The following is a 25,715-nucleotide window of genomic DNA, read 5'->3' as shown; positions in this document are numbered from 1 at the left end:
CATGTGGTGGGCTGTTCAGAGATTTCACACCAAATATTGGTGGGTCGGCACTGGCGTTCACACCACACGAAGTAGGTAATAATTAGAGCCCCCAGACCCGCATGAGGTTCAATATACGAACGCTTTTCTGTTTTTATATTCACTTGATTATATAAATAGATTGTTATGGAAAAAGCACAGAACGATCAACGCACTTTTCCTACACCCCACGTGGTGCGGGGAGTGCTGTTTTTTCTGCTGATCTTCTGGCAAGGTGGCTTCATGTTTTACGGCCTGATCGTGGTGCCCATCGGAGCCGAAATCACGGGATCAGATTTTCAGCAAGGTCTGATTACACAACAGGTTACGCACTATTTGAACCTGTCAGGCGGAATGACGTTGCTTGTCGCGCTGCTCTATCTGGCGGTGCTGCCCATTTCCAGAAGAAAAAAGGCATGGGCCACGGCAATCTGGGCAATTTTGCTGGCCACCCTGATTGCTCAGGTGATGGTACACATCAAAATGGACCTGTTCATCGATCTGGAAAACCAAAAAATGATATCGCGGAAACAGTTTCGCCCGTGGCACGCAGGCTATCTGTGCGTCAGCACCGCACAGTGGGCAATCGCACTATTGTTTGGTGGCTGGCTTTTATATCGCCCACCAACACGTTAAGATAAAGCGTTCTTCTTTCACCACCACGGAAGCCATGGCACAGTCGATTTCCTGTCCCAGTTGTCAAACGGTGCTGGGGATCCCACCGGAAGGCATACCCAAATCCGACCTCGAATGCATGTGGTGCGGCAATATCATCGGTCAGACAGCCAGTGAAGCCCCGCAGACGCCCCAGCCCCCGCAGATTGCCAGAAAAACTGCATCCAGAACGCAGGAAATCGATTGGGACAGTCTCGAAGACGAGCCCGCACCCAAGCCAGTAGCAGAAAAGCAGCCACCACGTGTGCCGAAGAAAGCGGCACCTCCACCCAAAGAAGCCCCACCCACAGAAGAACGACCGGTGCGGCAACGCAATCGCGGCAGCACCTGGGCGGTGACAGAGGATCTGGCAGCAAAAGAAACGAAGCCGCCCCCACGTCCGGTGTTTGAAGAAGAGGACGATGAAGAAAACGCCAACCCCTACATCGTGGAAGAAATTGTCGAAAATTCGATTCCGTGCAGGAATTGTGGGAAGCGGATTCCGGACACTGACCTGCTCTGCACCCACTGTGGGTACAACCACGAAACAGGCGAAGTAATCAAACGCACCTTCCCGGTGGTGAATCGCTATTGGGATACGGGGATGTCTCGCAAGTGGCGTTGGCGCTGGTTTGGCATTGCCGTGGGGATCGATCTGTTCTTCTACGGTGCCCGCTATCTGGTGCTGTCGCTTGACCCTGTCGAATATGGCACACTGCTGTTTACGATTTTCCTGCAGGCATTTTTGCTCGGTTCCTATCCTGCGTTGCAGGTCAGGCGAGATTCCCGTGGTCGCAGTCGGATTACCAGCTACTTTTTCATCTGCCTGTACCCGGTGTGGGAAAACCGGATTCGCTGGCAGGACCACGAATCGGTTGCGATTGGGCCCTACAGCACCACAGGGATCACGGATTGGTTAATTTTTCTCATTTTTCTCTCTGCCGCACCCACCGCGTTTGCGTTGGCGGGCTGGGGAAAACTGATCTGGCTGGTATTCACGCTGGGCAGTGCCGCACTGTGGTATTTTCTGGTGATTTTTCCAGAACGCTTCGCAGTCAGTCTGACGAAAGGCCACGGTGCCAGCGAAACGTATGTTTACCGAGGTCCAAAACAGGCGAAAGCCCAGGAAATCATGCAGACGATTACCGACTGTACTGGCCTGCCACTGGAACATGCGAAAAAACGCGTCACCACGGAGTTTTAAGGGCGATTTCCGTGCGAGAAAAGCTGGATGAGAAATCGAGCTGAATGCCAATCGCCCACATGTGGTTAGTTTTCTCTGGGACCGCCGACATCTTGTCCGCTTGCTTGTGAGCCGATGGCATTGGCCGTAGTTTGCCGTCAGACGGTTGTTCATAACCAACCGTCATTCCCGCGAAGGCGGGAATCCAGAGCAGACCGATAGGATTGGCAATTCGAAACTCCTGCATTGTTAGCCGGTTTGTTTTTCTTTCGCCTTCATCGCCCGCAGCACCTGGAAGGGTGGTTTCATGTCCCTTGGGATGCAAAATTGACCGCCAAGCCGCCAGGATGCCAAGAAGTCAAGAATTGGAGTGGGTAACTGGTCATTCCAAATGCCTGAACTGATCAATCGTTCGTCATTCCCACGGGGTATTCACCATACTTTCAGGTGCGGGTAATTTCTCCGGCACCAGTCGGGCAAAAAGTGCCCCAGAACATATAGAATTACCCATTCGAAACTTGGGCGGGTGCAGTTGGATTGGGCTGGACCGCCGTGTTATGAAGGATTTGCATGGGATTTTTCTCCGGCAGGGCAACCATTACGCGATTTACGGTACTTGGTCAGCCGCCTGAACTTTTCGAAGAATCGCACCTCGCGATGCTGGCAGAAAACAGTATTGGCAGGCAGCGTCTGCTTTCCGCCGATGGCGTCGATACCGGCTGGTGTGCTGCGGGGCATATTCTGGATACACAGTTTGAATATGAGAAAAATATCATTAATGACATGCTGTTTTTCAGCATGCGGATGGATACCACCAAACTGCCTGGGGATTTGCTGCGAGCCTATTACGAAATCGATCTTGCCGCACTGATCAAGAGCAATCCGAGTGGTTTTGCCTCCACACGCCAGAAGAAAGAGGCCCGCGAATCTGCCCGCGACCGACTGGAACAGGAAGCCAAAGATGGGCGATTTACCAAACGCAAAGCGATTGAGTGCGTGTGGGAACGCCAGAGTAACGAATTGTGGTTCGGCACATCGTCCAGCACCGCAATCGATCGGCTGGGGGTGCTGTTCAAAAATACCTTTGGCTACCACCTGGAGCTGGTTTCCAGTGGTCGGCGTGCGTACCAGATTGCGGAAGCCTATCAGCAAACTCGCGCGGTGGATGATGCCTCCTTGTCGCCATTTGTGCCCAGTGTCGCACCCAAAGAGGTCAGTTGGATCGCAGATGAGGCGAACCGCGACTTTGCCGGAAACGAATTTCTGATCTGGCTGTGGTTTATGTGCCACGATGATGAGGAGACCTTCAAAGGCAGCGATGGCAGCGAAATTACGGTGATGATGACTCGTTCGCTGACCCTGGAATGCCCACGTGGGATGACAGGCAGCGAAACGTTTACGCACGAAGCCCCCACCATCCTGCCAGAGGCTCTGCGTGGGCTGCAAGGTGGGAAACTACCACGCAAAGCCGGTATTACGATCGTCAGGCACCAGATTCCGTACGAAATCAGCCTGCTGGCCGAACCGTACGTCATCAGTGCGGCCAAGATTCCTCCACCGGAAGACGATCCGGAGACCGAATTGGCCCGCGTTGCCGCACGTTCCGACCAGTTACGCCACCTGGTGGAAACATTTGATCTGTTGTACGAACAATTCTGTATTGTCCGCTTTGGTGGGGACTGGTCGAAAATGCTGGCCAAAATGCAGCAATGGCTAAAAATGGATTAATGAGGACCAAATTTCCTCATTTTCTCTCATCTTACCGGGACAATGATGGATTACTTTCTCGAAATTTTTGGCACGTTACGGCGTGCTGGACCTGGGTCTTCGGAATGCACCCAACGTGCCTATGCCATGATGACAGAATTACCCACCGCACCACATATTCTGGACATTGGTTGTGGGCCAGGGGTGCAAACAGTTGACTTGTTACGCCTATCTGGCGGGACCGTCGTAGCACTGGATTTTCTTCCCGAAATGATTGAAAGGACAAAAACTCTTGCGATCGAAGCGGGGGTTGACAGTCGGTTGACAGTGCTTGACAAGGACATGAACCTGATTGATTTCCCACCAGGGACCTTTGATGTTGTCTGGTCTGAAGCTGCCATTTACAACATGGGGTTTGAAAACGGTTTAAGGAAAATCTTCAATATTGTCCGACCTGGTGGATATGTTGCTGTCAGTGAAGTTGTCTGGCTGAAGAATAACCCACCGGCACCACTTCGGGAATATTGGCAGCAATACCCGGAGATTGATACCGTAGCTAACAAGCTGACGGTCATTGAACGATTAGGTTATCAGCCTGTGGGGTCATTTCTATTGCCAGTCAGCGCCTGGACTGAGAATTACTATACTCCAATGGAACAACGAATCGCTGAAAAATCATTGGAATGGAAGGGAATACCCGAAGCAATGGCGGTTCTGGATGAAGCAACACAAGAGATCGCAATTTTTCGGCAATATTCGGATTACTTTGGCTATGCATTTTTTGTGATGCGTGCCCCCGAAAGAAAATAAGGCAAAAACTCACCTTTTTTCGAATATCAAGGTAGTTCAATCTGGTTTGCCCGAAATTTGGCGATTTATTCGTTGCTGACCGTGGGGACCAGGGTCAGGAAATAGCGGCCTTTCCAGTGGTAATCGGCAATGCGGACATATCCCGAATCTTTCGCCAGTTCCAGGATTCGACTGCGCTTGGCAGGTGCGTCCGCATTATTGGGAAACACCAGCTTGATCTTTGCTTTTTCCGCAAACCAAGCCGGCAGTGCTGCCTCGGCCTGAGCAGTTGTCTCAACCTCAAGATACTTAACATTAAGATATCTGTAAAACTGCTGGTGCATGGGCAGGTCGGTCACCAGTTTCGGCAATTGAATCGGGGTGCGGGATCCCACGAAAATTGCCCGATAATTTTTCGCTTCCGGTGGGGTTTCCCATTCCAGATTAAAGTCGATGTGGTTCGGCTGATCGATGGCGATGTAGCTGTAACCAAAGTTCTTCCGAAGTTGATCCATCACCCAGGCACGGGCGGGCCGACAACCCAGCCCACTGGAAGCCTGGTTGGGATTATCTTTGTTTTCACCCACAATCTCTACCACATTATCGTGGGCGGTGCAGAGGCACGTTTCCATCATGATCATGTCGCCCACTTTCGCCAATTGTTCAATGGCGTACTGGGGCTTTTCCAGGTGGTAGAGGGTGCCGTAGCAGTAAATGGCATCAAACTTGCCCAACTGTTCAATATTCGGGCAGTCGTTCAAATCCAGGATTGCCGTTTTCCGGTGGGGGTGGCGTGCCACTGCGTCTTCCAGATTGTCCGCACGTGCGTCCGTCAGCAGGACATTTCCGCCCAGATCTTCCAGCAGACAGGTGTGGTGACCTGGTCCACCACCAACTTCCAGCACTGTTTTGCCCCGCAGATCGAGCTTCAGGCTGGCCAGATGCTCCAGACGGGCCTCGTTAATTGCAATCGCATCAGAAGAGAAAAAGACACCAATATCCAGACCATCGGAGGAATTCATCGATTTGGCAATGACCAGATTGTCTGTGGCTGAATCGACGTAAGTCTTTTGCAGATAATTGTTTATCTGTGAAGCAACCTGCTCGGAGTTCTTCGCCGGTACTGCCACGTAGGCTTCAGACCCGCTTTGATAGCCAGGCACGGGCACCCAGGTAAAGGTGGTGGGGTCAAACCGCAGGAAACGGTAACCCAGTTCGGCCAGAAAGCCAAATAACTGATCGGTGGTGACACCCATTTTCCCAAGGTGCTGGGCGGTTGCTTCAAACAGAATGACTGGGTGATCCCTTTCCAGGACGGCTCGACCACCCTGGAAAGCACTCAGTTCTGCACCCTCGACATCGATTTTAATGAAATCGACTTTCCCTACCCCGGCCGTGGGAAGCAGGTCATCCAGTCGCTTCAGTGGCACCACCTGCAGACCGTCGGAGTGGGTGGTGACATATGAAAAGGAGCCCGCCAGGGTATTGTGGCCAGAGTGATTTTCCTGGCTGATCAGCAGAGTCGCCTCACCTTCCTGATTGCTGAGTGCCACTGCGAACGGAGAGACTTGTGAAAATTGATTTTTTTGAATGTTTTCGGTCAACCGCTGAAATTCCCGTTCTGAAGGCTCAATAGCCACCACCTTGCCAGTGGCTCCCACCAGACTGGCAGCACGGGTAGTGTAAATCCCCTGATTCGCACCAATGTCGACGACCATCATCCCTGTACTGACCAGCGATTCAAGCACCGCCAGTTCGACTGGTTCGTAGTTGCCGGAGACAAATAACGCCCTGCTTGTCTCGTTGCCGGGGGCAATTTTAATCTGCACTCCCTCACGCCAGGTGACCCACGTTGCCTGCTGCAGATGATCGAAGATTCGGTGGCGACGATATTGCTCTAACCGTGGGGGTGATTCTGTGCCATAAAAACGATTCCAGAAACGGGCTTCATCTCGACTGAGCTGTGTTTGCTGAAGATCAAACGCGTTGCCTGTGTTCAAATCCAGCGAAAATGGCTCCAGTTTCATCTGTGTCAGGCGGATGTGAGATTCCCCACTGGAAGACACGTTGCGAACCAAAATCGATTTTGCATCGGCTGGTTTGTGAAACAGGACGCGAGGATTGCGAACACCGTGGGGGATCATCGCCATCGAATCGATTTCATTGTCTGCCCGGATCAGACAAAACGCGATTTCCCCATGCAGGATTTCCCCTTCCACAGACAACATCACAGTAGTGGAAGTGGTTGTCAGGTCAAAATCGGCTTCAAGACCGTAATCCCAGATGTTTGGAGAGGTGATCAGCACCGCACCAGTATCGTCCCAGCGACTGCTGCCATGGAGTCGAAAGTCTCGCAATTGTGCCAGCTTCAATTGTGGCACGATTGGCGGTGGCGTTGGGTCAGATTGTTGGGATACTGGTTGATAACGAATCAGCTTTTTGATCACTTTCTTGACAAACTTCAGCATGGATCAACTCAGTAGAAGTGGTTGCTTATATTAGGATTGAGTTATGGAATAGCGAGGAACAGTCCAGCGACGACACCTGCCTGTGCCAGCCCACCATACCAACTGAAATCAGGTGGGTAGATCGTGTAAGGCACTGGATCCCCAGGGAGATACCATCCTGCGTTGGTGTCAAAGCAGCGGCACGCTTCCCGTGCGGCATTGTGGGGCAGGAACAACACTTCCTTGTAGAAATGCAACGTCGAAACGATCGGCTGCAGACCGCCCAGTTCCCAGCCGTAGCGTTCTGAATTGACTTCTTCAAAGAACAGCGGACGGTACACCACATATGCAGGCTCCACCACCATCATATTCGGTGGAAAGGCTCGGGTCTTAAACGGTTCGGTACTGGGTGGGTCCAGTTTATCGAGGCGAATACCCAGCCGTTTCGAATCTGCCACTTGTTTCAGACGAACCCGCAATTCATCTTCATTTTCGAGATCGCGGAAAATCCGATCGCTTGAAGGCAGGTCCAGCACCGCCACGTCCAGTTTCAAACCGGGAGGCAATTGTGTTGCAGGATCAACCGGATCCAACAGATCTTTGGGCTGCGGTTGCGGCGGAACCGGTGGCTCTACATTTTTCGGTGGTGCGGGTGGTTCCACATCTTTGGGTGACTGCAGAGCAGAGGTTGATGGGATCGGTAAATCCGCCGGTGCCGTGATGGTGGGTGCCACTGGTGCACTGCCCAACGGGACATAATTGGAACGAATGACCCCAGGCATGGTTTGTGCTGTGGCCAGCGGGCTGCAAAGCCCTCCAGCCAGCACCACCAAGCTATAAGTTATCCGATTTGGTGCCTTCCTCCCGCGTACTGTAGTTGGGAGCTTCTTGAGTAATGAGAATATCATGAGGGTGACTCTCCTGCACCGAAGCCGCACTTACCTGAATAAATCGGGCTTTTGTGCGTAATTCCATTAAATTCTGTGTGCCGCAATACCCCATGCCAGCACGCAATCCACCGATCAACTGAAACAGGAATGGTGCCAGTGGGCCTTTGTAGGGCACCCGACCTTCCACCCCTTCGGGTACCAGTTTGCCATTATTCACCGCATCTTTGCCCTGCTGGTAACGATCGCCGGAGCCGGCCATCATTGCACCCAGCGAGCCCATGCCGCGGTAGGCTTTAAATGTTCTTCCTTTGTAGATGATGGTTTGCCCTGGGCTTTCTGCCAGCCCCGCAAACAGTCCGCCAATCATCACACAATGGGCACCAACAGCCAATGCTTTGGTAATGTCGCCCGAATAGCGGATGCCACCATCCGCAATCAGTGGGATGGCAGGATCGCCCACCCCTTTTGCTGCTTCCGAAATCGCCGAAAGCTGGGGGACACCCACGCCAGACACAATCCGTGTGGTACAGATCGAACCAGGCCCGATCCCCACCTTCACTGCATCGGCACCAGCCTCAACCAGGGCACGGGCTCCTTCCTGGGTGGCAATGTTGCCAGCAATAATTTCAATCGCGAACTGTCTTTTCAGTTCCCGCACTGTTTCGATCACATTTTTCGAGTGACCGTGGGCAGAATCGACCACCAGCAGATCCACACCCGCTTCAATCAGCGATGCTGCCCGCTCGAAATCGTGTACACCAATCGCGGCACCCACTCGGAGCCGACCACGACTATCTTTACAGCCGTTGGGAAAATTCAGGATCTTATCGATGTCTTTGATCGTAATTAATCCCTTCAGTCGATATAGATCGTCTACCAGGAGAAGTTTCTCCACTTTATTTTCGGTCAGGATCCGCTCGGCCTCTTCCAGGGTGGTGTTCTCTTTTGCAGTAACCAGCCCGTCTTTGGTCATCACATCGGCAATTGTCTGGTCCGAATCGCTTAAAAATCGCAGATCGCGGCGGGTCAGAATGCCTTTCAAAAAGCCATCCACCGTAATCGGCACCCCACTGATGTGGTGCTGCTCCATAATCCGCTTGGCATTTGCCACCGATTCGTCCGGTGGGAGGGTCACGGGATCGCTGATCACCCCGTTTTCAGAACGCTTTACCTTATCTACTTCCCGAGTCTGGGCAGAAATCGACAAATTTTTGTGAATAATCCCCAGCCCACCTTCCTGTGCCAGTGCGATGGCCAGTTCGCTTTCGGTCACAGTATCCATGGGTGAAGAGATAATGGGGATGTTCAGTTTGATGTTTCGGGTCAGTTGAGTTCGCACATCGGCATCCCGTGGGACAACCTCCGAATAACCCGGTTCTAACAAGACATCGTCAAATGTGATTCCCTGATAGGCAATACGTTCCAGCATCCCCGCCTGCTCCTCTGCTCTGTTGGTAAGGCATTATACAGGGGAAATGCGTTTATGCGATATCGCCCCACGTGGGAAAGGGATGCAGTCGACACCGAAGCCCGATGCTGAATAGGCTACATGTCAATTAATTATACGTCAGGAAATCGCCACAATATCGCCAACAGATATCTTGCATATCAACTAATTACAGATCAACGAATTGAGTCGCTGCACGCACGCGTGGGGATTGAAAACACCTGTGAGATACTCGATTCGCCCACCGGTGCAGGTAATTCGGATCGTGCCCGTGCCCGCAATTTGGTACCAGCGTGGGCTGGTAATGCAAATTTCGCTGATCGTTTTGAGTGGCAATTTTGGCACCGGACGATGAAAATAGCCTCGATCTATGAACAAATACTCAGGGGTCAGGCGGTAGACATAGTAAATGCTGCGGTAAAGCCAGAGGGCAGCACACCCGCTGAGCAGCACAATATCGACATTGATGCAAATCCAGGCGACATTGGCGTGGTTGAAGCCCCACCGTTCGAAAAGCCATGGGACCAGATAGAAAATGACCGGTGCCAGCACCGCACAGAGCAGTGCGAGTGGCCACAATGCCCACCCACTGTAACCACCCCAATAAAGGTCCTTGAGCGAAGGATCGGGGTATTTTTGCTGCGTTGCTGCGGCCATAGACAGTTCATTAATAACGATGTGGGCAAAAAATGCCCCACCGTATACAGGGTAGGAAGATTGCGGGCGATTAGGAGATTCTCGCACCACCTACCAACAAAGTTACAATTTCATATTACCGTTTTGAAAAAAATGGCTGGATTTATTCCTTTTTTTGATTTCCAGACTGTCCAGATTATGAACTTGTCCCATTGTGAACTGTACAATTATTGTACATTTGCACGAACGACTGTTCGATTCTGCAATTTTTTTCTACCAACCTCATGTAGACACGTTCAGATTCTTCTGGTAATATGGGTTAGGACGGAAGGCAGGGGGAGATTTTTTGTGAATTCTGCCAATAAATAATTTTTTGGCACAGCGCTTGCTACTTAAAAATTATGTTCTATTAGTTTGGTGCGTTTACTTCATGAGTGTTACTTCCAAGGAGGGTTGGTCATGTTGGTATTATCTCGCAGAGTTGGTGAAGAAATTGTCATCGACAACAACATCCGCATCACCATTGTGTCTGTAAAAGGGGATCGTGTTCGTATCGGGGTGGCAGCACCCAAGAATGTAGCGGTGGATCGTGCAGAAGTGCACGAACGCCGAGTTCAGTTTGATGTCGTTGTTCCTGTGCATGCTTCTGCAGACGAAGAAGTGCTGCTGGGTGAAAGCACCGAACCGAACCCCACATCAGATACGTTGCGACACTAAAATCCCCCAGCTTGCCCAAAATCTCCAGATTTTGCTGGAATCTCTTTTTCACTCCAACTATCAAAACGGTGTACTACAGTTAATTAACTGTGGTCTTCCGTATATAGTGGAGGTTGAAGAGATGGAGCTGGAATTAAAATACTGTTCGATGTGAAACTACGAGCCACAAGCTGTCAGTTTGGCAGCAAAGGTGCTTGCAAAGTACAAACAACGAATCCGATCGCTGAAACTGATCCCCGCCAGCGGGGGTTGTTTTGAATTAACGATCAATGGCAATTTAATCTATTCCAAAATTGCCACGGGTAAGTTCCCCAACGAAGAACAACTGGTAGAGCAGATCGGCACCACGAAATAATACGTGCGTGCAAACGCCGTAGTATTTTGGAATTCCCTGTCACAGTTTCATTGTCGGGTGCATTTTTCATATTTTCATCGTGCAACTCTTGCACTTGCAGTGAATTGTTTTCAACACTGTGGGTGTCAAATCGACCAGTCCAGGGTGAACGAAGTGAACCTTTGGTAAACACTCCAGCTCATTTTTTTTGCCCTGTGGGGGCACATTTACTCAATGGGACCAAAACCCCATCAGGGTTGGATTTTCCTGGAATTCGTTAGCCCGGGGTTCCGCTTTACGTCCCCCTAAATTGAGAGAACTGGCACTTACTGTGCGACAACATTTGATGGAGCTCTTCAATGGAAGCCCGGACTTTACTGATTGGATTCGATGAAGCTGATTCGGCAGAACTTGCTTCCCACCTTTGCACAGAGTGCATTGCCAGTGAAATGCTTCCCAAAATCGTTGTGCAGGGAGAGCAACTTTAAGTTGAATCACCTCCATATAGTGAACGATATCTGCCCGTTTCGTACGTCATTTTTCATGGCATATTCGAGCATGACCTGGATTTCCTGGCAGGACTTGCATTGTGGGGTGGACCTTGTTTTCCGAATCCCACAGCGATGATGGACTGCAGACTCCGCTTGCCATGTTTGGTGAAAGCACTTCAGCACACCCGTTTTGCCAATGAACGTCGAGGATTTGCCACAAACAAAGCCCAGTATCAGGCGACATCGGAAAGTGTTGCTAAGTGGGGCAACTGGCATTGTGGCGAAAACAAAGAACGGTTTCATGGCACCTGGACTGCCGCAGAAGCAACATTATTTGAACCGTTTATCAATGGCGAAGCAGTTCGGATTGTCAACTTGAAAGAACCGCGACAGATCCGCCTGGCAGGCACCAGTTGGCTGAAATCTGTTCACGGGGCAGGTGCAGCGCTGATGCCCACCGATTCCGAGTTGGTTGCTGACACACAGGCAATCCAGCGTGGTTTGGGGTTAGATATCATCGCCAACGATTATATGCTGTCGCCAAGTGGGCCATTTTTGCTGGAAGTAAACCATATCCCCAGCGTGAAATGCTTTCCAGAATTATGGCAGGAATATCTGGAATTAGTCACCCACTGGTGTTCCGCGACACATTCATTGAGCAGTTGACTGAATTGTGTTTCAGAACCCCTGGCCGTGATGGACCAGACTAATCCTAGTCGGCTCGACGTAGCAGGAGGCCGTAGACGGTCCGTGAGGTAGGGGATTATTCAAACATCCACACTGGCTTTATACCCGGAATATTCAGTGGGGGATGGATTGAAGCATACAGCTCATCGACATCCTTCCAATATTTGCGGAGGGTGTCTGCCTGTTCTGCCGGCATTTGTTGCAGGTAGCGTTCATCCCGCAGTGGTTCCAGATCGCGGTGCAGGCGAATGATCCCCAACCGCGTTGAATAATCCGATTTACCACGTGAAGAAAGGGCTTGATTCATCCGATCCAGTAAACCAGTGGCTGGTTTGGTCTGTTGGCGAATCTCCTTGAGTTCATCCTGCAGGCACTGGATCGCAAATCGCAGGTAACGTTCGCGGTCGGCATCTTTGGTTCGAAACGCTTCCCGCCCAGCACCCGACCAGGCCAGGGTGGCAGAGCGGGCTGCCATTACCCGCGTCCCACACTGAACGTTGAGGACATAACTTCCTATTCTGCCCGCGCTGGTGGAAACTGCCAGTTCGTAGAACTGCGTTGCAGTTGAATAAAACTGTCTGGCATACAAAAATTCTGCAGCATTCATCGCTTCAAGCCGATTTCTCAGTGTGGCGGTACTGGAATCCACCACCCCCGGAAGTCGATCACCAAGTGCATCTGAAAAGCCTTGATACATTTTCAGGTGATTGGTGAAGGCGGTTAACTGTATTTGAATCATACTGCCTGCGATTTGAGAGAGATTCACCCGATTATCATTCACTATTGTTCTGCCGCGGATAATGGCTTCTTTTGCCTCCTGAAAATTGCCTTTTGATGTGGCTACGAATGCGGACATGAGCATTGTCTGATAATCTTTCGTTAGTGAATCTGATTGTTTCAGCAAATGTTGGGCCCGATCCAGATCACCAGTCAGGTAGTGAAGCATGGCACGTACTGGTACCAGTTGCATCGCCAGTTCCATGTCGCTGGAAGTGATTGAATCGATCAGTGGCTTGGCATCGATCAGCCTTCCCTGTACTAGCAGACAAACACTCAGGATTAATCGCATTTCTGGCTGATTCGGGTTCAGTGTCAGATATTCCAGAGCAAGCTTTTGCGTTTCGGAATATTTGTTCTGATAAAGTAAACCAGCACATAAATAAAAGTTCACTTCCGGAATATGCGAGAATTGCTTTTTCAGTGCTTGACACACGCTAACCCCTTCGGTGATTTCGCCCAGCATGTAGTGGATCTGAATTTTGGCATAGCCCAGATTGATGACATTTGGCTCTAACTGAATTGCACGATCGATGTGCTGCATCGCTTCTCGAAGATTCATGCGACGCACTGCTGCCATTGTCAGAATATAGTGGGGGATCCAGTGTTCCCGATCAAACTTGCCCGCCTGTTTTGCAAGCAGATCCAACTGTTCGGGATAATTTTCCTGACTGGAAATATATGCCAGCATGAACAACGCACCCAGACTATCAGGCCGAACTGCTTGAGCCGTATGCAGGTGGGCAATCGCCAGATTCTGCTGGCGGCGGTCGTGGCCGAAATCACCGTTTAACATGCTGATGGCGCGTTTGGCAGCAAGCATATTGAACCAGAAATCGTGGGGGTGCGAAGTAATGCCTTCTTTCAACAACTCTCCTACTATTGGATCGCTGATCGGTAAGGTGGAAGCCAACTGGGCAATTTGCGGCTGGGTAAGACGACTGAGTGGCTGCGATTGTACCAATTGTCTCAGTGCTGGCAGGTCATTGCTACTGGCGAGGTCGCGGATCTTGTCGCCCCACTGTGGGTCGGGGCTGGCTTTTTTGGCCAGCGCATAAAGTTGCTGTTTTTCCCTGGTATCGCGGCAGGCGCTGGCCCAGTCATCCAAAGCATTCGTCAGCGCCATGCAGATCGGGGATGCTGCCAACTGTTCGGCACTCTGGTCATTCAATGGGAAGTGACCAAGCTTTGTGAAAAGTTTCTCATATTCCAGCAGCACTGATGTTTCCGGCAACTTAGGATCCAGTTTCAATACCCCACGTCGCTGGCGGTTATCATCCAGTGCCTGTGCTACTTGAAAGTGCTGTTCCGCTTGTGAAAATTTTGCCTGCAGTGCTGGTGGGGCATCACTACCCAGAGCACCACGCACCCGCTCCAGACTGGTTTTGGCGGCAGCAAAGTCCCCCTGATTCAGTGCTGCGTACATCTCATCAAATGCACGCATTGCAATGCTTTCCTGCGAATCCAACCGCCGTTGTTCGGTCAGTTCCTGCCGGACAAGATCGGCTTCTTTGTTCGCCAGATCTGCCTGATTGATGGCAAGTGCTGCCCGTAAATCAGCGGCATTTCTTTCCTGTAATCGAAGATCCGCCTGCGATATACTGTACAGTGTGGCTACCAGCCCAATTACCACCAGAATCAGCAGGCTGAAAATCGTGCCCACCGCAACAGTATTGCGTCTGCCCCAGCGCCAGAGCCGACGCTGAAAACCTGGCAGCCGGGCGGTGATTTTCCCATCCTGCCAGTGCTGCAGATCGTGAATCAGCTCATTCGCAGTGCGGTACCGATGCCGGGGATTCACTTCGAGGCATTTCAGGCAGATTGCTTCGATATTTTTCGGAATCTTCGACATCGGCTGGATTTCGCCTGGCCGGGTGGGCAGGTCATTTTTCATCCGTTGCAGCATGACTGGTGGGCTGGCTTCGGGAAACGGCCGACTTGCGGTCAATAATTCGTAAAAAACTACCCCCAACGAGTATAAATCGGACTGCACCGTGGCGTGCTGTGGGTTTTCCAGCACTTCGGGTGCCATGTATTGGGGGGTACCACGCAGATCGCCCATGCGGGTGTGGGTGGTGCTGTTGGCGGCCTTCGCCAGCCCCAGATCTGTCAGCGCCAGTTGAATCCGATCAACATTCAATTCGCCATCTTCATTCAGTGGGCTGTTCAGTAACAGAAAATTGGCCGGTTTCACATCGCGATGGATAATTTGCGGCGTGGCATGGTGGATGGTGTGCAGTGCCTCTGCCATTTGCATCATCAATGGGACAATCGCCTGTGGATTCTGCACCAGTTCCCCACCGTGGGCCTGCATGAACTCTGCCAGCGTGCCGTGGGGAGTGTACGCCATCACGATACAGGGAACCGGCATCAGCCGGATGTCATAAACTTCGATCAGCCGCCGATGATCGGCCATTTCACTGCGGGAAATGTGATGAATGGTGGTGGCTTCCTTCACAAACAACCGCATCAACTCCTGATCGTGAAGATTGATCGGGATTTTGATAGCTACCGTGCGTTGATTGCGGTCAATCGCTTTCACCACCCGTGCCATCCCGCCCCGCCCCACTTCCTTTTCAATTTCATACCCCTCGATCCGTGGGAAGGCCATCGCCTGAATACGCTCTGCCAGGTCCGGTGGGAGCGAAACTTGTTCCGTACTGACGGAGGCGCTGCCACCTTCCAGCTCGTCCAGCAGGTGGTTGCACTCTTCGCAGGTCTGCAAATGCAGGCCGATTTCCGAACTTTGGGTTTCTGGCAGCAAATCTCGCAGATAGCACTGCAATTCTGCTTTACTTGGATGGGTCACCATTTTTTTTCACCAGTTCCCGCAGGATTGTTTCCGACTGATTCCATTCCGCATCTGTTTCTGAAGGCAATTGCATCAATTTGAACAGCGACTTCGCCACACGGTTCGCTGCTTTGAGCGCATAACCACGAGTTTCAATCTTAAATTGAGCATCCAGTAACTTGCCCATGCCATGCTCGGGGTCGCGGGAGTACGCCGCCAGGAAAATCTCCCACGATTGCCCTTGTTCCTTCAGGGTAGCCTGGCTGGCTTTGTAGCGCAACACGGCCAGTTTGTACAAATCGCTCAATTCCGCAAAGTGTTCCAGCACAAAGATTTTCTGCTCTTCCACCTCGGCTTCCTGGATACTCTGCTCCAGACGCATGGTGCTTTCATCGTTCGCAAGCACGTGGGCCAGTTCCCGCAGTTTGGCCCGCTCCCTATTTTCTTTCCGCAGGTAACTGTTGCAGACAAATTTCACCGCACCGTGGATAAAACCAGCGCAGGTGCCATTGATTGCCTCCACCCGCTTCCGTTCTGGATCAGTAATGATTTTGTGCAGGTGCTGGAAGACATCCAGCGTCACCATATCGGCTAATTCGTCACTGCGGAGGATCCTTTTCGCCCAATTGTAAATCCGTTCGCTGTAGTGCTGATGAAATCGAGTCCAGATCTGGTTATTGTCGGGTTGTTCGTACATTCGTTGCCACAGGGTGCGGCTGTGGATTATGGAACTATTCATTGCAGGTGGTTCCTTACTGTGATGACACTGGCATCATCATAATGCGGTTGGGCAGCTCGCGCGGACACCTTATTTTTTCCTCATCAAATCTTCACTTTCTCATTTTTGGGAATTTTGCTCCATTTTTGCATTCGGACCCACCACTTTGTGGCTGGGATTGAACCCATTTGGCACCAGCGTCGTCTATCAGGTGGGCACATTTTTGTCGCACCATTTCGAACATTTGGTGAGTTGCTTCGATGGCAACCCACCCAGTTTTTTGTATGATTAAATGAATGTTTGATGATGGGTGGTCTTTGTTACTGCCCACCCGCGACGAAAGTGCCAAAGTAAATATCATAAGCGTTTGCTGGATTCACTTCCAGACCATGGGCCGACACGCGGGGTGTCGGTCGAGCGCTTTATTGTCCTTACCAGGAGCCGGCAGGCCATCTTCCGGCCGTCTTTTCATGCTTGAGAAAGTCAGAAACATCGGGATTATTGCTCACGTAGACGCAGGGAAAACCACGACCACTGAGCGGATTCTTTACTACAGTGGTACCAAACACAAAGTGGGTGACGTGGACGATGGTGATACCACCACCGACTTCGACCCACTCGAACGGCAAAAAGGGATCACCATCAACAGTGCTGCCGTTTCCATCGACTGGGGCGACACCACCATCAATATTATTGATACCCCCGGCCACGTGGACTTCACCGCTGAAGTGGAACGCTCGCTGCGTGTCCTCGACGGTGCGGTGGGTGTGTTCTGCGCGGTGGGTGGCGTGGAAGTGCAATCGGAAACCGTCTGGTTCCAATCGAACAAGTACGGCGTCCCACGGATTGCCTACGTGAACAAAATGGACCGCCTTGGTGCAGATTTCAAGGATTGTGTTGGCCAGATGGTCGAAAAATTGAAGGTAACTCCTGCAATTTGTGCGATCCCCTGGGGTGCTTCGAACGACTTCAAAGGCGTGATCGACCTGATTGACTTCAAATTCATCCTGCGGGACAAAACCGACAAGACGAACCAGAAGTACGAACTGGTAGACATTCCGGAAGAAATGCTGGATCAGGCGACTGCTGCCCGTGAAGCACTGCTGGAAGCAGCTTCGCTGGCCGACGATGAACTGATGGGAATGCTCCTGGAAGGTCAGGAAATTCCGAAAGCCAAGCTGATCTCTGCTTTACGGAAAGGCACCCTGGAAGGGAAATTTACCCCCATCTACTGTGGTTCTTCCAAGAACTTCCATGGGGTGCAGACTTTGCTGGATGCGGTGGTAAGCTTTTTACCCAGCCCACTGGACCGTGGGACGATTGAAAGCGTTAACACCAAGACCAACGAAAAGACGATCTTGAAGCCTGATCCCAGTGAAAAATTCGCTGGTTTGGCATTCAAAACTGTGGCAGAACCTTCTGGCGACCTGGTGTACGTGCGGGTTTACTCTGGCACACTGCGTCAGGGCGATGCTGTGCTGAACACCACGGTTCGGAAAACGGAACGGATTGCTCGTCTGTATCGGATGATGGGTAACACTCGTCAGGAACTGGCAGAAGCGTATCCTGGTACCATTGTGGCAGTGCTGGGCTTGAAAGAGACCTACACTGGTCACACACTGTGCGATGAGAAGAATCCGGTTGCTCTGGAATCGATTACCTTCCCGAAACCGGTGATTTCGGTGGCAATCTATCCCGATAAGAGCACCGATTCGGACAAACTGGGTCAGGCAATCAACCGTCTGACACGGGATGACCCGACGCTGCGGTTCCACACGGATGAAGAGACCAAGGACCTGATCCTTTCGGGGATGGGTGAATTGCACCTGGAAGTTTCTGTAGATAAGCTGCACCGCTTCCCTGGGGTAAAAGTAACCACAGGTAAGCCACGGGTGGCCTATCGCCAGACTCTGGCCAAGCCAATTGAATACCAGACCCGCTACATTAAGCAGACGGGTGGTAGTGGTAAGTTCGCTGTGATTCACATGCGCTACAAGCCATTAACTGGCGATGAAATTGTTGCCTGGCAGAAGAGAGCTGTGGAAGAAGGCGATAAGCCAGATCCCAACAACATCTACTTCGAAGAAACGATCTTCGGTGGGGTGGTTCCAAAAGAATTCATTCCATCTGTAGAAAAAGGCTACCGCGAAACCACACGGAAAGGACAGAAATATCCGTTCCAGTTTGTGGATTTGTCGGCAGAACTGTTCGACGGCAAGACCCACCCGGTGGACTCATCGCAGGATGCGTTCTACCTGGCTGCCAAAGAAAGTTTCCGTGAAGTACAGGAAATTGCCGGTATTAAGCTGCTGGAACCGATTATGACCGTCGTGGTGGTCAGCCCGGAAACCCACCAGGGGGCCATTACGGGCGACATCAGCCGACGTCGTGGGATTATTGAAGAAATCTCCAGCGACAAAGGCCGCGGGATGATCCGTGCCAAGGTGCCACTGGCCAGCGTCTTTGGTTATACCAGCGACCTGCGTGGTGCCACCGGTGGTACAGCCAGCTTCTCGATGGAATTCAGCCACTACGCTGAAGTACCGATTGAACTGGCGGACATTCCGAAGACGGACAAAAAATAACCGCACCATCGGTTATTCATATTTGATGACAACATAGAAATGCTGCTGATCTCTCTGTTTCAGATTGATCAGCAGTATTTTTTTCGTTCAGATTTGCGAATTCGCGGTGCATTTCACGAAGATTCCTTTAATTTCAGTGCTTTCAGCCTCCTTTTCCGTGGGGCAATTAGTTGATATGTCAGGTAATCGCCAAAGTTTCTTTTGCATTGTCGGTTCGTCAGGTTTATATTGTGAACATTACCCACCTGAGATGGTATCTGACGAGGTTGCGAATGATCCCTGTATCGATTCTGTCCTGTTTCTTTTTTGTGGCTGATGGCGATTTTCAGCCCGATCAGAGCATGTTGCCGGCAAAGCCGCCCGCCAATGCCATTGTTTTGCTGGATACCAAGGGCAATCATTCTTTCCTCAGCATGAGTGGGGAAAAAATCAACTGGCCGGTCCAGGATGGCACGCTGGTATCCACGCAGGCAAAAGGGAACAAGAACCATATCGTCTCCAAGCTGCATTTTCGCGACGCCGACATCCATGTGGAGTTTATGCTGCCAGAAAAAGGCCCCGGGAACAGTGGTGTCTATGTGCATGGAAACTACGAAGTGCAGATTTTCAACTCGTTCGGGAAAGAAAAGGTAACCCAGGACGATGCCGGTGCTGTTTATGGCTTCTCCCCACCTTCTGTGAATGCGTGCCGCAAACCAGGCGAGTGGCAGGTGTTTGATATTCGCTACCGGGCCCCACGGCGGGATGAAAATGAAAAGATTATCGAAAAAGGAACCATGACTGTCTGGTACAACGGCAAGAAGGTGCAGGAAAATGCCAGCTTTGCGGAGCCGAAGTCGACTTTTCACCCATTTCGCTATGGCACAACGCCTTATCTGCAGACAATTTGGGCTCAGCAAAAGAAAACCATGACCGGGCCAGTCTTTCTTCAGGACCACAACAATCCGGTCAAATTCCGCAACGTCTGGGTGGTGCCCACAGATGATAAGTCTTTCATTTATGAGCCAGCGAAAAAGTAATTTGATTAAGGCTTATTCATGAATTGAATGTTACTGCACAATTTCTTCTCTTAAGCGCATCTCCACTGTTTCTGTGGGCGTCAATGGAGAGAACGGTTCGAATTCTCTCGCTTTCCGATACGCATCACGTGCAGGCATTGGTTGTTCCAGCATTTCGTAAATCAAATAGGTGTACCACCAGGCACGTGCACGATATGGGTGGGTGCCTTCAGAAACGCCTTTTAATGCCGTAAGTGCTTTGAACAGAAGAGCTTCCGCTTCTTCGTTCTCCGAATCGACCTGCCTCAATCGCTGGGAGATGCAATAAAACCCCAGCCCACGGTGAAACTCTTCGGCGTGGGACTGTTCCAGCGAAATTGCCAGTTCCATCGCACTGGTGTGCAGAGCAATCCGGTCGGCCAGGGTATCTTCTTTCGACTGTAGATCAGCGAGGAGAAATTCGTAATGGCGAAACGTCTGCTGGTCGTTATTGGTTCGTAAGTAACAGCCAATTAAGAGTTTACGAAACTGTATCTGGTCTGGCTTCAATTGCAGATACTCTTCCAAGTGGGTGATTGCCGCCTGATCGTTACCAGTAGAAATGGCATCGATAGCGGCATCCAGCGAGCGTACAGAACTGGATTCCGCGGCCATTTCCGTTTCTTCTTCGTTCTGAAAGCGAATTTCCCGCAGATGCATTGGCGTTAGTGCATGACATCCAGCAAGCAACACCGCACCGATGATTCCAAAACTGGTGAAAAATCGCATGACAAGACCCCACGTTCCTGCGGGCGGCAGGCAACCTGGGTAAGTATCGAAGAATTGGAAAATGCGCAATAACCGGAAGATGCCGATTGTGGCAAAAAGGGAGAAGTGAGGTAACGCCTGTAGCGATTGTGCCAGAAATGCTTATTAGGCCAGATTGAATAACTTATGAATTATATATCTGCTAAAGCATATTCGATATCCAATATATATCTGCTTGCGGAAACAGTTACAGGGTTGATCGTGGCTGTATGAATTAAATGGGTGGGATTCTTGTTCCACAGGAAAACTTTTGCGAACCAGCATCTAGGCGTTTTCAGTGTCAGCCGAAATGATAAACTTACATCATGTTTTATTCGATTCGTGTTTACTGAGGAGATTCCTCGTCATGGTTTTGCGCGCAGCACTTACTTTGGTGGTTTTAACTTTTGGAGTTGGCTGCACGTGGGCGAAGAATTTTCTGAATGCCAATCCTGCACCCCTCGATCTTGATTACCTGAATCAGCACGTGCTGAAAGGGCAAATCGACGACTACACTGCGAACCATGGCCGCGATAACCGCATATGCAGTAATGCTTTAGGCGAAAAACGCGACCTCTATGTCTACAAACCAGTTGGCTACGACCCCAAAAACAAATATCCCGTGGTATTCTGGTTCCATGGCTTTGCTCAGGACGAAAAAGATTTCCTGGAAGTGGTGCACCACTTCGACAAAGCAATGAACGATGGCAAACTGCCGAAGTGCGTCATCGCCTGTCCCGATGGCAGTTCCCGTGGCCGGGCATCCTTTCTGGATGCGGGCACCCTCTATCTGAACTCTCGCCTCGGGAAATATGAAGATTTTATCATGAAGGATGTGTGGGCGTTCGTTTTTGCGAATTACAGCCTGCAACCGAATAAAGAGGCCCACGTTTTTGCCGGTGTGTCGATGGGAGGTTTCGGTGCGTACAACCTGGGCATTAAATACCGCAACGATATAGGGATGCTGATCGGCATTATGTCCCCACTGCACCTGCGTTATGCCGACTGTCAGGGCAATACCGATACAAACTTTGACCCTTACAACCTGGGAATTAACGACACGTATCGCCCACTGGCACCGATTGGGCGTCTGGACAGCACCATTCTGACGATACGCCAGCGACGAGTGATTGCCCCTGTGTTTGGTGAGGATCGCGACGTGATTGCGAAAATTGCCACTGATAATCCCGCTGAAATGCTGAAGCTATACGGTGTCAAACCTGGTGAACAGCAAATGTTTGCAGGTTTTGGGGAGTGCGATGAACTGAACTTTGATGCCCAGACACTTGCTTTTCAACACATTGCCAAAAACGATCATCAAATAGATATGAAAGTGATTATGGTTCCGAATGGAAAGCATAACCGCGATACAGCCATTCGCATGTTGGACCCATTGGCCGACTGGGCCAGCCCCCTGTTGCAGAAATACGCACCTAAGTAATGTAACCTCTTCCCTTGCAAGAACTTCCGCCAAATCGGCTCGATTCTTCTGTGGCACCACTGGTGCTCTGGAAACGGTTGATTCTTATCCTGTTTGGGTGCCTCTTCGTGGGCTGTGCCTACATCGGCGTGCTTCTGCCTGGCGTACCCACCACCCCTTTTTTATTGCTGGCAAGTTTTTGCTTCGTGCGATCTTCGCCAAAACTCCACCGTTGGCTGCTGCGTTCGCCAGTATTTGGCAAACTGCTGCGGGACTGGCACTCCCACCGGGGGATACGGAAACCGGTAAAAATCGTCGCGATAACCACCACAGTTATTGTGGTGAGTTGCAGTATCGCCCTGACAACCCTCCCCACCGTGGGTAAGATTGGCATTGGAGTGTTGGCTGGAATCGGCATCCTTACCATTCTGGCCCTGCCCACCATTCATGGAGAAGTGAAACCGCTGCACACCGCTGAAAAGCCATCGAATGGGATAAATAGTTGATGGAATGATTGCCGATTTTGAGTCAGTCTTCGTCTGGGGAAACTTCTGAAGCGGCCTGCGGTGCCCACCCCAGCCAAAGGACGGCCTGGAGTTCTGCGACGCCAAACTCCGAATAATGGCGCTGCTGTGTTGCGTTGCACCACACCTGTCCCGACAGCACATCCACCATCAAGTACGCCTGCTCACCACCTGCGAGCTTGCCTTTGTCGCTGATATAGAAGTGTCTGCCGAGCAGCAGAAAACGAGAACCATCTACGGACCAAACCACCCGCTCTGATCCGACTGGCCCACCTTCGTCTGGCGAATAAAACAAAGTGCGAACTTGCCGTGATCCAAGTTTTTCCAACCGTACCTCGAAGTTGCGGTCGATCCACTTCGGCAACTCAACTACAGTGACACGAAATTGATCGTCAGGGGAAAGACTGGTGACGGTCACGGGCCACGAAAAGATCGAGCAACCTCTAACCGCAAAACCAATCAATGAAGCAAACAGTACAATGCCAAGTCTGAACAGAGATTTCCGCACGCCAACCCCCTTCTCTAATCATGATGACCAAGCGAAAGAACGGAAAGCCTGAACTACTTGATTTAATTGATACCGTCGCAGGCAGGAAAAGCCAGGTTTTAGCTTTTTTGCTTTATCTGAGCGAAGATACGCTCTGGAGCGGAATCGAAATACTTGAACAGCGCTGGGCACAGCCAGCCTTCCATATCGAATTTGGGAGCAAAATACCAGTTGCCGCCCATTTCCTCCCGCCGCCATAAGAACTCGTACTGGCTACCTGGAAACTGGGTCGCCGAAAACAGGATGGTCACTCCAGAGGCAGCGTTCGGAATACCCTCAACCATCCGGTCGATGATTGTATCCGCGCCAGCAACGAATGGTTCCCGCACCAGCCCAACGTGGGCATCATCAAATACCCACATGCCTTCAGATTTGTAAGGGTGAATAACGAGTATCGAATTCATCACACGATTTACTCTTTCGAATCAGAAGTCCACGATGATGCAATATAGCGGATGTTGATTCGAAGCAACTTCAGTACCAAGTACTTATTTGGATAACCGACTTTTCATCATACCCGCAGTCCTGGGCACATTCAACCACAAACAGTTTCTTTCATGAACGAGGGTTGTTCAGTCTGGAACTGCCCATGCGAATGGATTAGTCCGTTAGCGGGAAGACCACCAACTGGCAAGCCAGAACCGTCATTCCCGCGAAGGCGGGAATCCAGTTTTGCCCATGTACTATGTGCTTCTGTAGCGCAGTATGTTTTTTTCTTGCACCCCTTAGATCTACCGACTAAAATTCTTTGCAATGATGGTGTTCTTCATGCTGTACTTTGAAATTAGGACGGTGCAAGAATTGTTGGGACATGCCGATGTGACGATAACGATGATATACACGCATGTGTTAAACGCCAACGGCCGGGGTGTTCAACGTCCTGCCGATTGTTTGCCTGAATTGCTCACTAACACTCGGCATGTTATTGTGCATGATACGCAGGCTAATAACTAGTTAGTTGGATGAGGAACGCCGATCGACGACGTGCTACACATCGCGGAGATCCCCTACGAGTCCGGCGTGCTGCGCTTCCGGTACAGTCGCGAGCTTTCGGAAGACGGGAGCCGTTGGATCCGGCACGGATTGTTTACCGCGTACCATGAGAACGGTCAGCGGGCGAGTGAAGGACTCTACGAGCATGGGTTGGAGACGGGCCTTTGGCGTGACTTTCACGACAACGGCCAACTTGCTGCCGAGGGCGAATATGTCGCCGGCAAAGAACATGGCCTCTGGCGTCACTGGGATCGCGAAGGGCGGGAGGAAGCGTCTACGCGTTACGAGCACGGCGAGGAGGCCGTCAGCTAACCAAACACTGCACTGGACCGGGGCCACGACGGTCCTTGTAATTCGAACACTGGTCGTCGGCCCCGGCCAGTGAATGTCAGTCCGCGATTGAGCATATAGTAAAAGTGACGGCCGCAGGCGGCCTAACTAGCGATTGGAGCAGGAATCGCTTCGTATTCACTCCGCGACTCTGCTCAATCGCGGACCCGTTCGGCGGCGGAGGGCTTCCGGGTGGCTGACGGCTGCATGGTGTTCTTCCGGCCCGACGCATGTGATCTCGACGCCGCCGCCAAGACGCTGGCCGGGTACGGGCTGACCGTCACACGCCGCGGCGAGGAACTCACCGCCGGCCGACCGGACATCCCAGGCTTTCCGAATCGCTGGTTCCGCGTCCGTCTGGCCTCCGGCCCGCACGTCGCGGCCGAAGCCGCCGAGGTCGGTGAGGGCACCCCGCACGAGGCCGCCCTGCGAGAGTGCTCCGCCCGATTCGAGATCAGCATCGACGACCTGGACGCGGCTCTGGACGAGATCAACACGCTCATGGAGGTCCAGGGCGCGTTGCAGGACGCCTCGAAGGGGTATCTGTTCCTGCCCTGGAACGGTAACCTCATGGAGCCGTGGCGGGGGTAGCCGCTGTGCAGCAAAGGCACGCCGCCCCCAGGAACTTCCCCAGCTGAAGACTAACTTTTCAATTCAACTCGCTTGAATTATTTCATCAATGAAAGCTAAAGTGCATATTCCGCGTAACGATAGCGTCTGCCGTGGGTATCTTTTTAATAAATTTCACACAAGCCCTTCTTCATCAAATTGTCAAAAACCTGCTCTTTCCATTCACGCAACGGTGGGTTCCACTTTCTTTAACTCATACCCCAGCTCTTTGGCCCGGCGATGCAACTGTCTCTCCTGCCGGGCAATTACTTCTGCCACATACGCTTCTTCCTGCTGCTTCGTGTAATCCCCGCCATACCGCATCAAATGGTAGATAATCCTGGCCAGCTTGTGGGCGGTTGCCGTGATCGCTTTCGGTGCTCCCAGGCGAGAACGCTGTCTTCTTAAATAGCCACCCAGGTAACTGGTGCTCCGCATCAACCCCCACGCAGCCAGCCGCAAGGCGTGGGCCGCGCGCCCTTTCCCACGTCGCGTCTTGCTGGACTGCACTTTTCCGCCGGTTTTCTTGAAGTTGGGGCACAATCCCAGCCAACTGGTGAAAATGTTTTAGTGAGCGATTGGAGCAGGAATCGCTTAGTATTCACTCCGCGACTCTGCTCAATCGCGGACCACGTTC

At 51.5% G+C, this 25,715-nt stretch carries 24 protein-coding genes and 2 pseudogenes; 15 read left to right on the top strand and 11 right to left on the bottom strand.

Annotated features, from left to right (window positions below):
• Positions 1 to 165: 165 nt before the first annotated feature.
• Both R3B84_24045 and R3B84_24040 read left to right on the top strand, forming a co-directional pair.
• The gene (locus R3B84_24045; GenBank protein ID MEZ6143647.1) at positions 166 to 654 is read left to right on the top strand and encodes a hypothetical protein; all 489 of its coding nucleotides are present in this window, start codon (positions 166 to 168) and stop codon (positions 652 to 654) included.
• Between the two features lie 34 nt (positions 655 to 688).
• The gene (locus R3B84_24040) at positions 689 to 1,876 is read left to right on the top strand and encodes a zinc ribbon domain-containing protein (protein MEZ6143646.1); all 1,188 of its coding nucleotides are present in this window, start codon (positions 689 to 691) and stop codon (positions 1,874 to 1,876) included.
• Here the strand turns inward: R3B84_24040 and R3B84_24035 are convergent.
• Entirely contained in the window at positions 1,860 to 2,180 is a 321-nt protein-coding gene (locus R3B84_24035) for a hypothetical protein (GenBank protein ID MEZ6143645.1), read from the bottom strand. The two genes, R3B84_24040 and R3B84_24035, sit on opposite strands and share 17 nt — an antisense overlap.
• Before the next feature lie 245 nt (positions 2,181 to 2,425).
• Here R3B84_24035 and R3B84_24030 point away from each other — a divergent pair, with 245 nt between their 5' ends.
• On the top strand, positions 2,426 to 3,583 hold the full coding sequence (locus tag R3B84_24030; GenBank protein MEZ6143644.1) for a hypothetical protein: 1,158 nt from the start codon (positions 2,426 to 2,428) through the stop codon (positions 3,581 to 3,583).
• 42 nt (positions 3,584 to 3,625) lie between these two features.
• Positions 3,626 to 4,372 carry a class I SAM-dependent methyltransferase gene (locus R3B84_24025; protein MEZ6143643.1) on the top strand — a complete coding sequence of 249 codons (747 nt, stop codon included), beginning with the start codon at positions 3,626 to 3,628 and terminating at the stop codon, positions 4,370 to 4,372.
• 65 nt (positions 4,373 to 4,437) lie between these two features.
• Here the strand turns inward: R3B84_24025 and R3B84_24020 are convergent, their stop codons facing one another.
• The 4 genes from R3B84_24020 to R3B84_24005 all read right to left on the bottom strand — a co-directional run bounded on the left by R3B84_24020 (position 4,438) and on the right by R3B84_24005 (position 9,879).
• Positions 4,438 to 6,819 carry an FkbM family methyltransferase gene (locus tag R3B84_24020; GenBank protein ID MEZ6143642.1) on the bottom strand — a complete coding sequence of 794 codons (2,382 nt, stop codon included), beginning with the start codon at positions 6,817 to 6,819 and terminating at the stop codon, positions 4,438 to 4,440.
• A gap of 41 nt (positions 6,820 to 6,860) precedes the next feature.
• Positions 6,861 to 7,631: a hypothetical protein gene (locus tag R3B84_24015; GenBank protein MEZ6143641.1), complete on the bottom strand. Its 771-nt coding sequence runs from the start codon at positions 7,629 to 7,631 to the stop codon at positions 6,861 to 6,863.
• 1 nt (position 7,632) lies between these two features.
• Positions 7,633 to 9,117 carry an IMP dehydrogenase gene (guaB, locus tag R3B84_24010; GenBank protein MEZ6143640.1) on the bottom strand — a complete coding sequence of 495 codons (1,485 nt, stop codon included), beginning with the start codon at positions 9,115 to 9,117 and terminating at the stop codon, positions 7,633 to 7,635.
• A 183-nt stretch (positions 9,118 to 9,300) separates the two neighbouring features.
• Positions 9,301 to 9,879, bottom strand: coding sequence for a PH domain-containing protein (locus R3B84_24005; GenBank protein ID MEZ6143639.1), 579 nt, complete (start codon positions 9,877 to 9,879; stop codon positions 9,301 to 9,303).
• A gap of 351 nt (positions 9,880 to 10,230) precedes the next feature.
• Between R3B84_24005 and csrA the strand changes: the two genes are divergently transcribed.
• The 4 genes and pseudogenes from csrA (at position 10,231) to R3B84_23985 (ending at position 11,979) form a co-directional block, all read left to right on the top strand.
• A complete protein-coding gene (csrA, locus tag R3B84_24000) occupies positions 10,231 to 10,488 on the top strand; it encodes a carbon storage regulator CsrA (protein ID MEZ6143638.1) in 258 nt (85 codons plus the stop codon).
• A gap of 166 nt (positions 10,489 to 10,654) precedes the next feature.
• Positions 10,655 to 10,843, top strand: a pseudogene (locus tag R3B84_23995) (Rdx family protein).
• A 338-nt stretch (positions 10,844 to 11,181) separates the two neighbouring features.
• Entirely contained in the window at positions 11,182 to 11,310 is a 129-nt protein-coding gene (locus R3B84_23990) for a hypothetical protein (GenBank protein MEZ6143637.1), read from the top strand.
• A 135-nt stretch (positions 11,311 to 11,445) separates the two neighbouring features.
• Positions 11,446 to 11,979: a hypothetical protein gene (locus R3B84_23985; protein ID MEZ6143636.1), complete on the top strand. Its 534-nt coding sequence runs from the start codon at positions 11,446 to 11,448 to the stop codon at positions 11,977 to 11,979.
• Positions 11,980 to 12,076: 97 nt separating this feature from the next.
• Here the strand turns inward: R3B84_23985 and R3B84_23980 are convergent, their stop codons facing one another.
• Entirely contained in the window at positions 12,077 to 15,589 is a 3,513-nt protein-coding gene (locus R3B84_23980; protein MEZ6143635.1) for a protein kinase, read from the bottom strand.
• Entirely contained in the window at positions 15,570 to 16,307 is a 738-nt protein-coding gene (locus R3B84_23975; GenBank protein MEZ6143634.1) for a hypothetical protein, read from the bottom strand. The genes R3B84_23980 and R3B84_23975 overlap by 20 nt, the downstream gene beginning before the upstream one ends.
• 275 nt (positions 16,308 to 16,582) lie before the next feature.
• On the opposite strand from R3B84_23975, the gene fusA reads away from it, so the two are divergent.
• Together fusA and R3B84_23965 are read left to right on the top strand one after the other, a co-directional pair.
• Positions 16,583 to 18,871, top strand: a complete 2,289-nt coding sequence (gene fusA, locus R3B84_23970; protein ID MEZ6143633.1) for an elongation factor G — start codon at positions 16,583 to 16,585, stop codon at positions 18,869 to 18,871.
• Positions 18,872 to 19,143: 272 nt separating this feature from the next.
• Complete coding sequence (locus R3B84_23965) at positions 19,144 to 19,890, top strand: DUF1080 domain-containing protein (protein ID MEZ6143632.1); 747 nt, start codon at positions 19,144 to 19,146, stop codon at positions 19,888 to 19,890.
• Positions 19,891 to 19,920: 30 nt separating this feature from the next.
• On the opposite strand, the gene R3B84_23960 is transcribed toward R3B84_23965, so the two are convergent.
• Positions 19,921 to 20,637 carry a hypothetical protein gene (locus R3B84_23960; protein ID MEZ6143631.1) on the bottom strand — a complete coding sequence of 239 codons (717 nt, stop codon included), beginning with the start codon at positions 20,635 to 20,637 and terminating at the stop codon, positions 19,921 to 19,923.
• Between the two features lie 385 nt (positions 20,638 to 21,022).
• Here R3B84_23960 and R3B84_23955 point away from each other — a divergent pair, with 385 nt between their 5' ends.
• Both R3B84_23955 and R3B84_23950 read left to right on the top strand, forming a co-directional pair.
• Entirely contained in the window at positions 21,023 to 22,096 is a 1,074-nt protein-coding gene (locus R3B84_23955) for an alpha/beta hydrolase-fold protein (protein ID MEZ6143630.1), read from the top strand.
• Positions 22,097 to 22,110: 14 nt separating this feature from the next.
• A complete protein-coding gene (locus R3B84_23950) occupies positions 22,111 to 22,581 on the top strand; it encodes a YbaN family protein (GenBank protein MEZ6143629.1) in 471 nt (156 codons plus the stop codon).
• A gap of 22 nt (positions 22,582 to 22,603) precedes the next feature.
• Here R3B84_23950 and R3B84_23945 read toward each other — a convergent pair whose 3' ends face one another.
• Both R3B84_23945 and R3B84_23940 read right to left on the bottom strand, forming a co-directional pair.
• The gene (locus R3B84_23945) at positions 22,604 to 23,107 is read right to left on the bottom strand and encodes a hypothetical protein (protein MEZ6143628.1); all 504 of its coding nucleotides are present in this window, start codon (positions 23,105 to 23,107) and stop codon (positions 22,604 to 22,606) included.
• Between the two features lie 98 nt (positions 23,108 to 23,205).
• A complete protein-coding gene (locus R3B84_23940; protein ID MEZ6143627.1) occupies positions 23,206 to 23,550 on the bottom strand; it encodes a DUF6717 family protein in 345 nt (114 codons plus the stop codon).
• Between the two features lie 373 nt (positions 23,551 to 23,923).
• Here R3B84_23940 and R3B84_23935 point away from each other — a divergent pair.
• From R3B84_23935 to R3B84_23925, 3 genes and pseudogenes are all read left to right on the top strand, one after another.
• Positions 23,924 to 24,100 (top strand): annotated as a pseudogene (locus R3B84_23935) (tyrosine-type recombinase/integrase).
• A gap of 30 nt (positions 24,101 to 24,130) precedes the next feature.
• Positions 24,131 to 24,451, top strand: a complete 321-nt coding sequence (locus R3B84_23930) for a hypothetical protein (GenBank protein ID MEZ6143626.1) — start codon at positions 24,131 to 24,133, stop codon at positions 24,449 to 24,451.
• 210 nt (positions 24,452 to 24,661) lie between these two features.
• Entirely contained in the window at positions 24,662 to 25,060 is a 399-nt protein-coding gene (locus R3B84_23925; GenBank protein ID MEZ6143625.1) for a hypothetical protein, read from the top strand.
• 201 nt (positions 25,061 to 25,261) lie between these two features.
• On the opposite strand, the gene R3B84_23920 is transcribed toward R3B84_23925, so the two are convergent.
• Positions 25,262 to 25,588: a hypothetical protein gene (locus tag R3B84_23920; GenBank protein ID MEZ6143624.1), complete on the bottom strand. Its 327-nt coding sequence runs from the start codon at positions 25,586 to 25,588 to the stop codon at positions 25,262 to 25,264.
• Between the last annotated feature and the right edge of the window lie 127 nt (positions 25,589 to 25,715).

This window comes from Zavarzinella sp., from assembly GCA_041399155.1.
GTDB lineage: Bacteria > Planctomycetota > Planctomycetia > Gemmatales > Gemmataceae > JAWKTI01.
This window is presented reverse-complemented; position numbering and strand designations above follow the sequence as displayed.

Coding starts and splice junctions, on each gene's coding strand:
- csrA (MEZ6143638.1), top strand. CDS start 10,231: ATGTTGGTATTATCTCGCAGAGTTGGTGAAGAAATTGTCATCGACAAC.
- R3B84_23960 (MEZ6143631.1), bottom strand. CDS start 20,637: ATGCGATTTTTCACCAGTTTTGGAATCATCGGTGCGGTGTTGCTTGCT.
- R3B84_23980 (MEZ6143635.1), bottom strand. CDS start 15,589: ATGGTGACCCATCCAAGTAAAGCAGAATTGCAGTGCTATCTGCGAGAT.
- R3B84_23990 (MEZ6143637.1), top strand. CDS start 11,182: ATGGAAGCCCGGACTTTACTGATTGGATTCGATGAAGCTGATTCGGCA.
- R3B84_23965 (MEZ6143632.1), top strand. CDS start 19,144: ATGATCCCTGTATCGATTCTGTCCTGTTTCTTTTTTGTGGCTGATGGC.
- R3B84_24020 (MEZ6143642.1), bottom strand. CDS start 6,819: ATGCTGAAGTTTGTCAAGAAAGTGATCAAAAAGCTGATTCGTTATCAA.
- R3B84_24030 (MEZ6143644.1), top strand. CDS start 2,426: ATGGGATTTTTCTCCGGCAGGGCAACCATTACGCGATTTACGGTACTT.
- guaB (MEZ6143640.1), bottom strand. CDS start 9,117: ATGCTGGAACGTATTGCCTATCAGGGAATCACATTTGACGATGTCTTG.
- R3B84_23975 (MEZ6143634.1), bottom strand. CDS start 16,307: ATGAATAGTTCCATAATCCACAGCCGCACCCTGTGGCAACGAATGTAC.
- fusA (MEZ6143633.1), top strand. CDS start 16,583: ATGTTTGATGATGGGTGGTCTTTGTTACTGCCCACCCGCGACGAAAGT.
- R3B84_23940 (MEZ6143627.1), bottom strand. CDS start 23,550: ATGAATTCGATACTCGTTATTCACCCTTACAAATCTGAAGGCATGTGG.
- R3B84_23955 (MEZ6143630.1), top strand. CDS start 21,023: ATGGTTTTGCGCGCAGCACTTACTTTGGTGGTTTTAACTTTTGGAGTT.
- R3B84_24025 (MEZ6143643.1), top strand. CDS start 3,626: ATGATGGATTACTTTCTCGAAATTTTTGGCACGTTACGGCGTGCTGGA.
- R3B84_24040 (MEZ6143646.1), top strand. CDS start 689: ATGGCACAGTCGATTTCCTGTCCCAGTTGTCAAACGGTGCTGGGGATC.
- R3B84_23985 (MEZ6143636.1), top strand. CDS start 11,446: ATGATGGACTGCAGACTCCGCTTGCCATGTTTGGTGAAAGCACTTCAG.
- R3B84_24045 (MEZ6143647.1), top strand. CDS start 166: ATGGAAAAAGCACAGAACGATCAACGCACTTTTCCTACACCCCACGTG.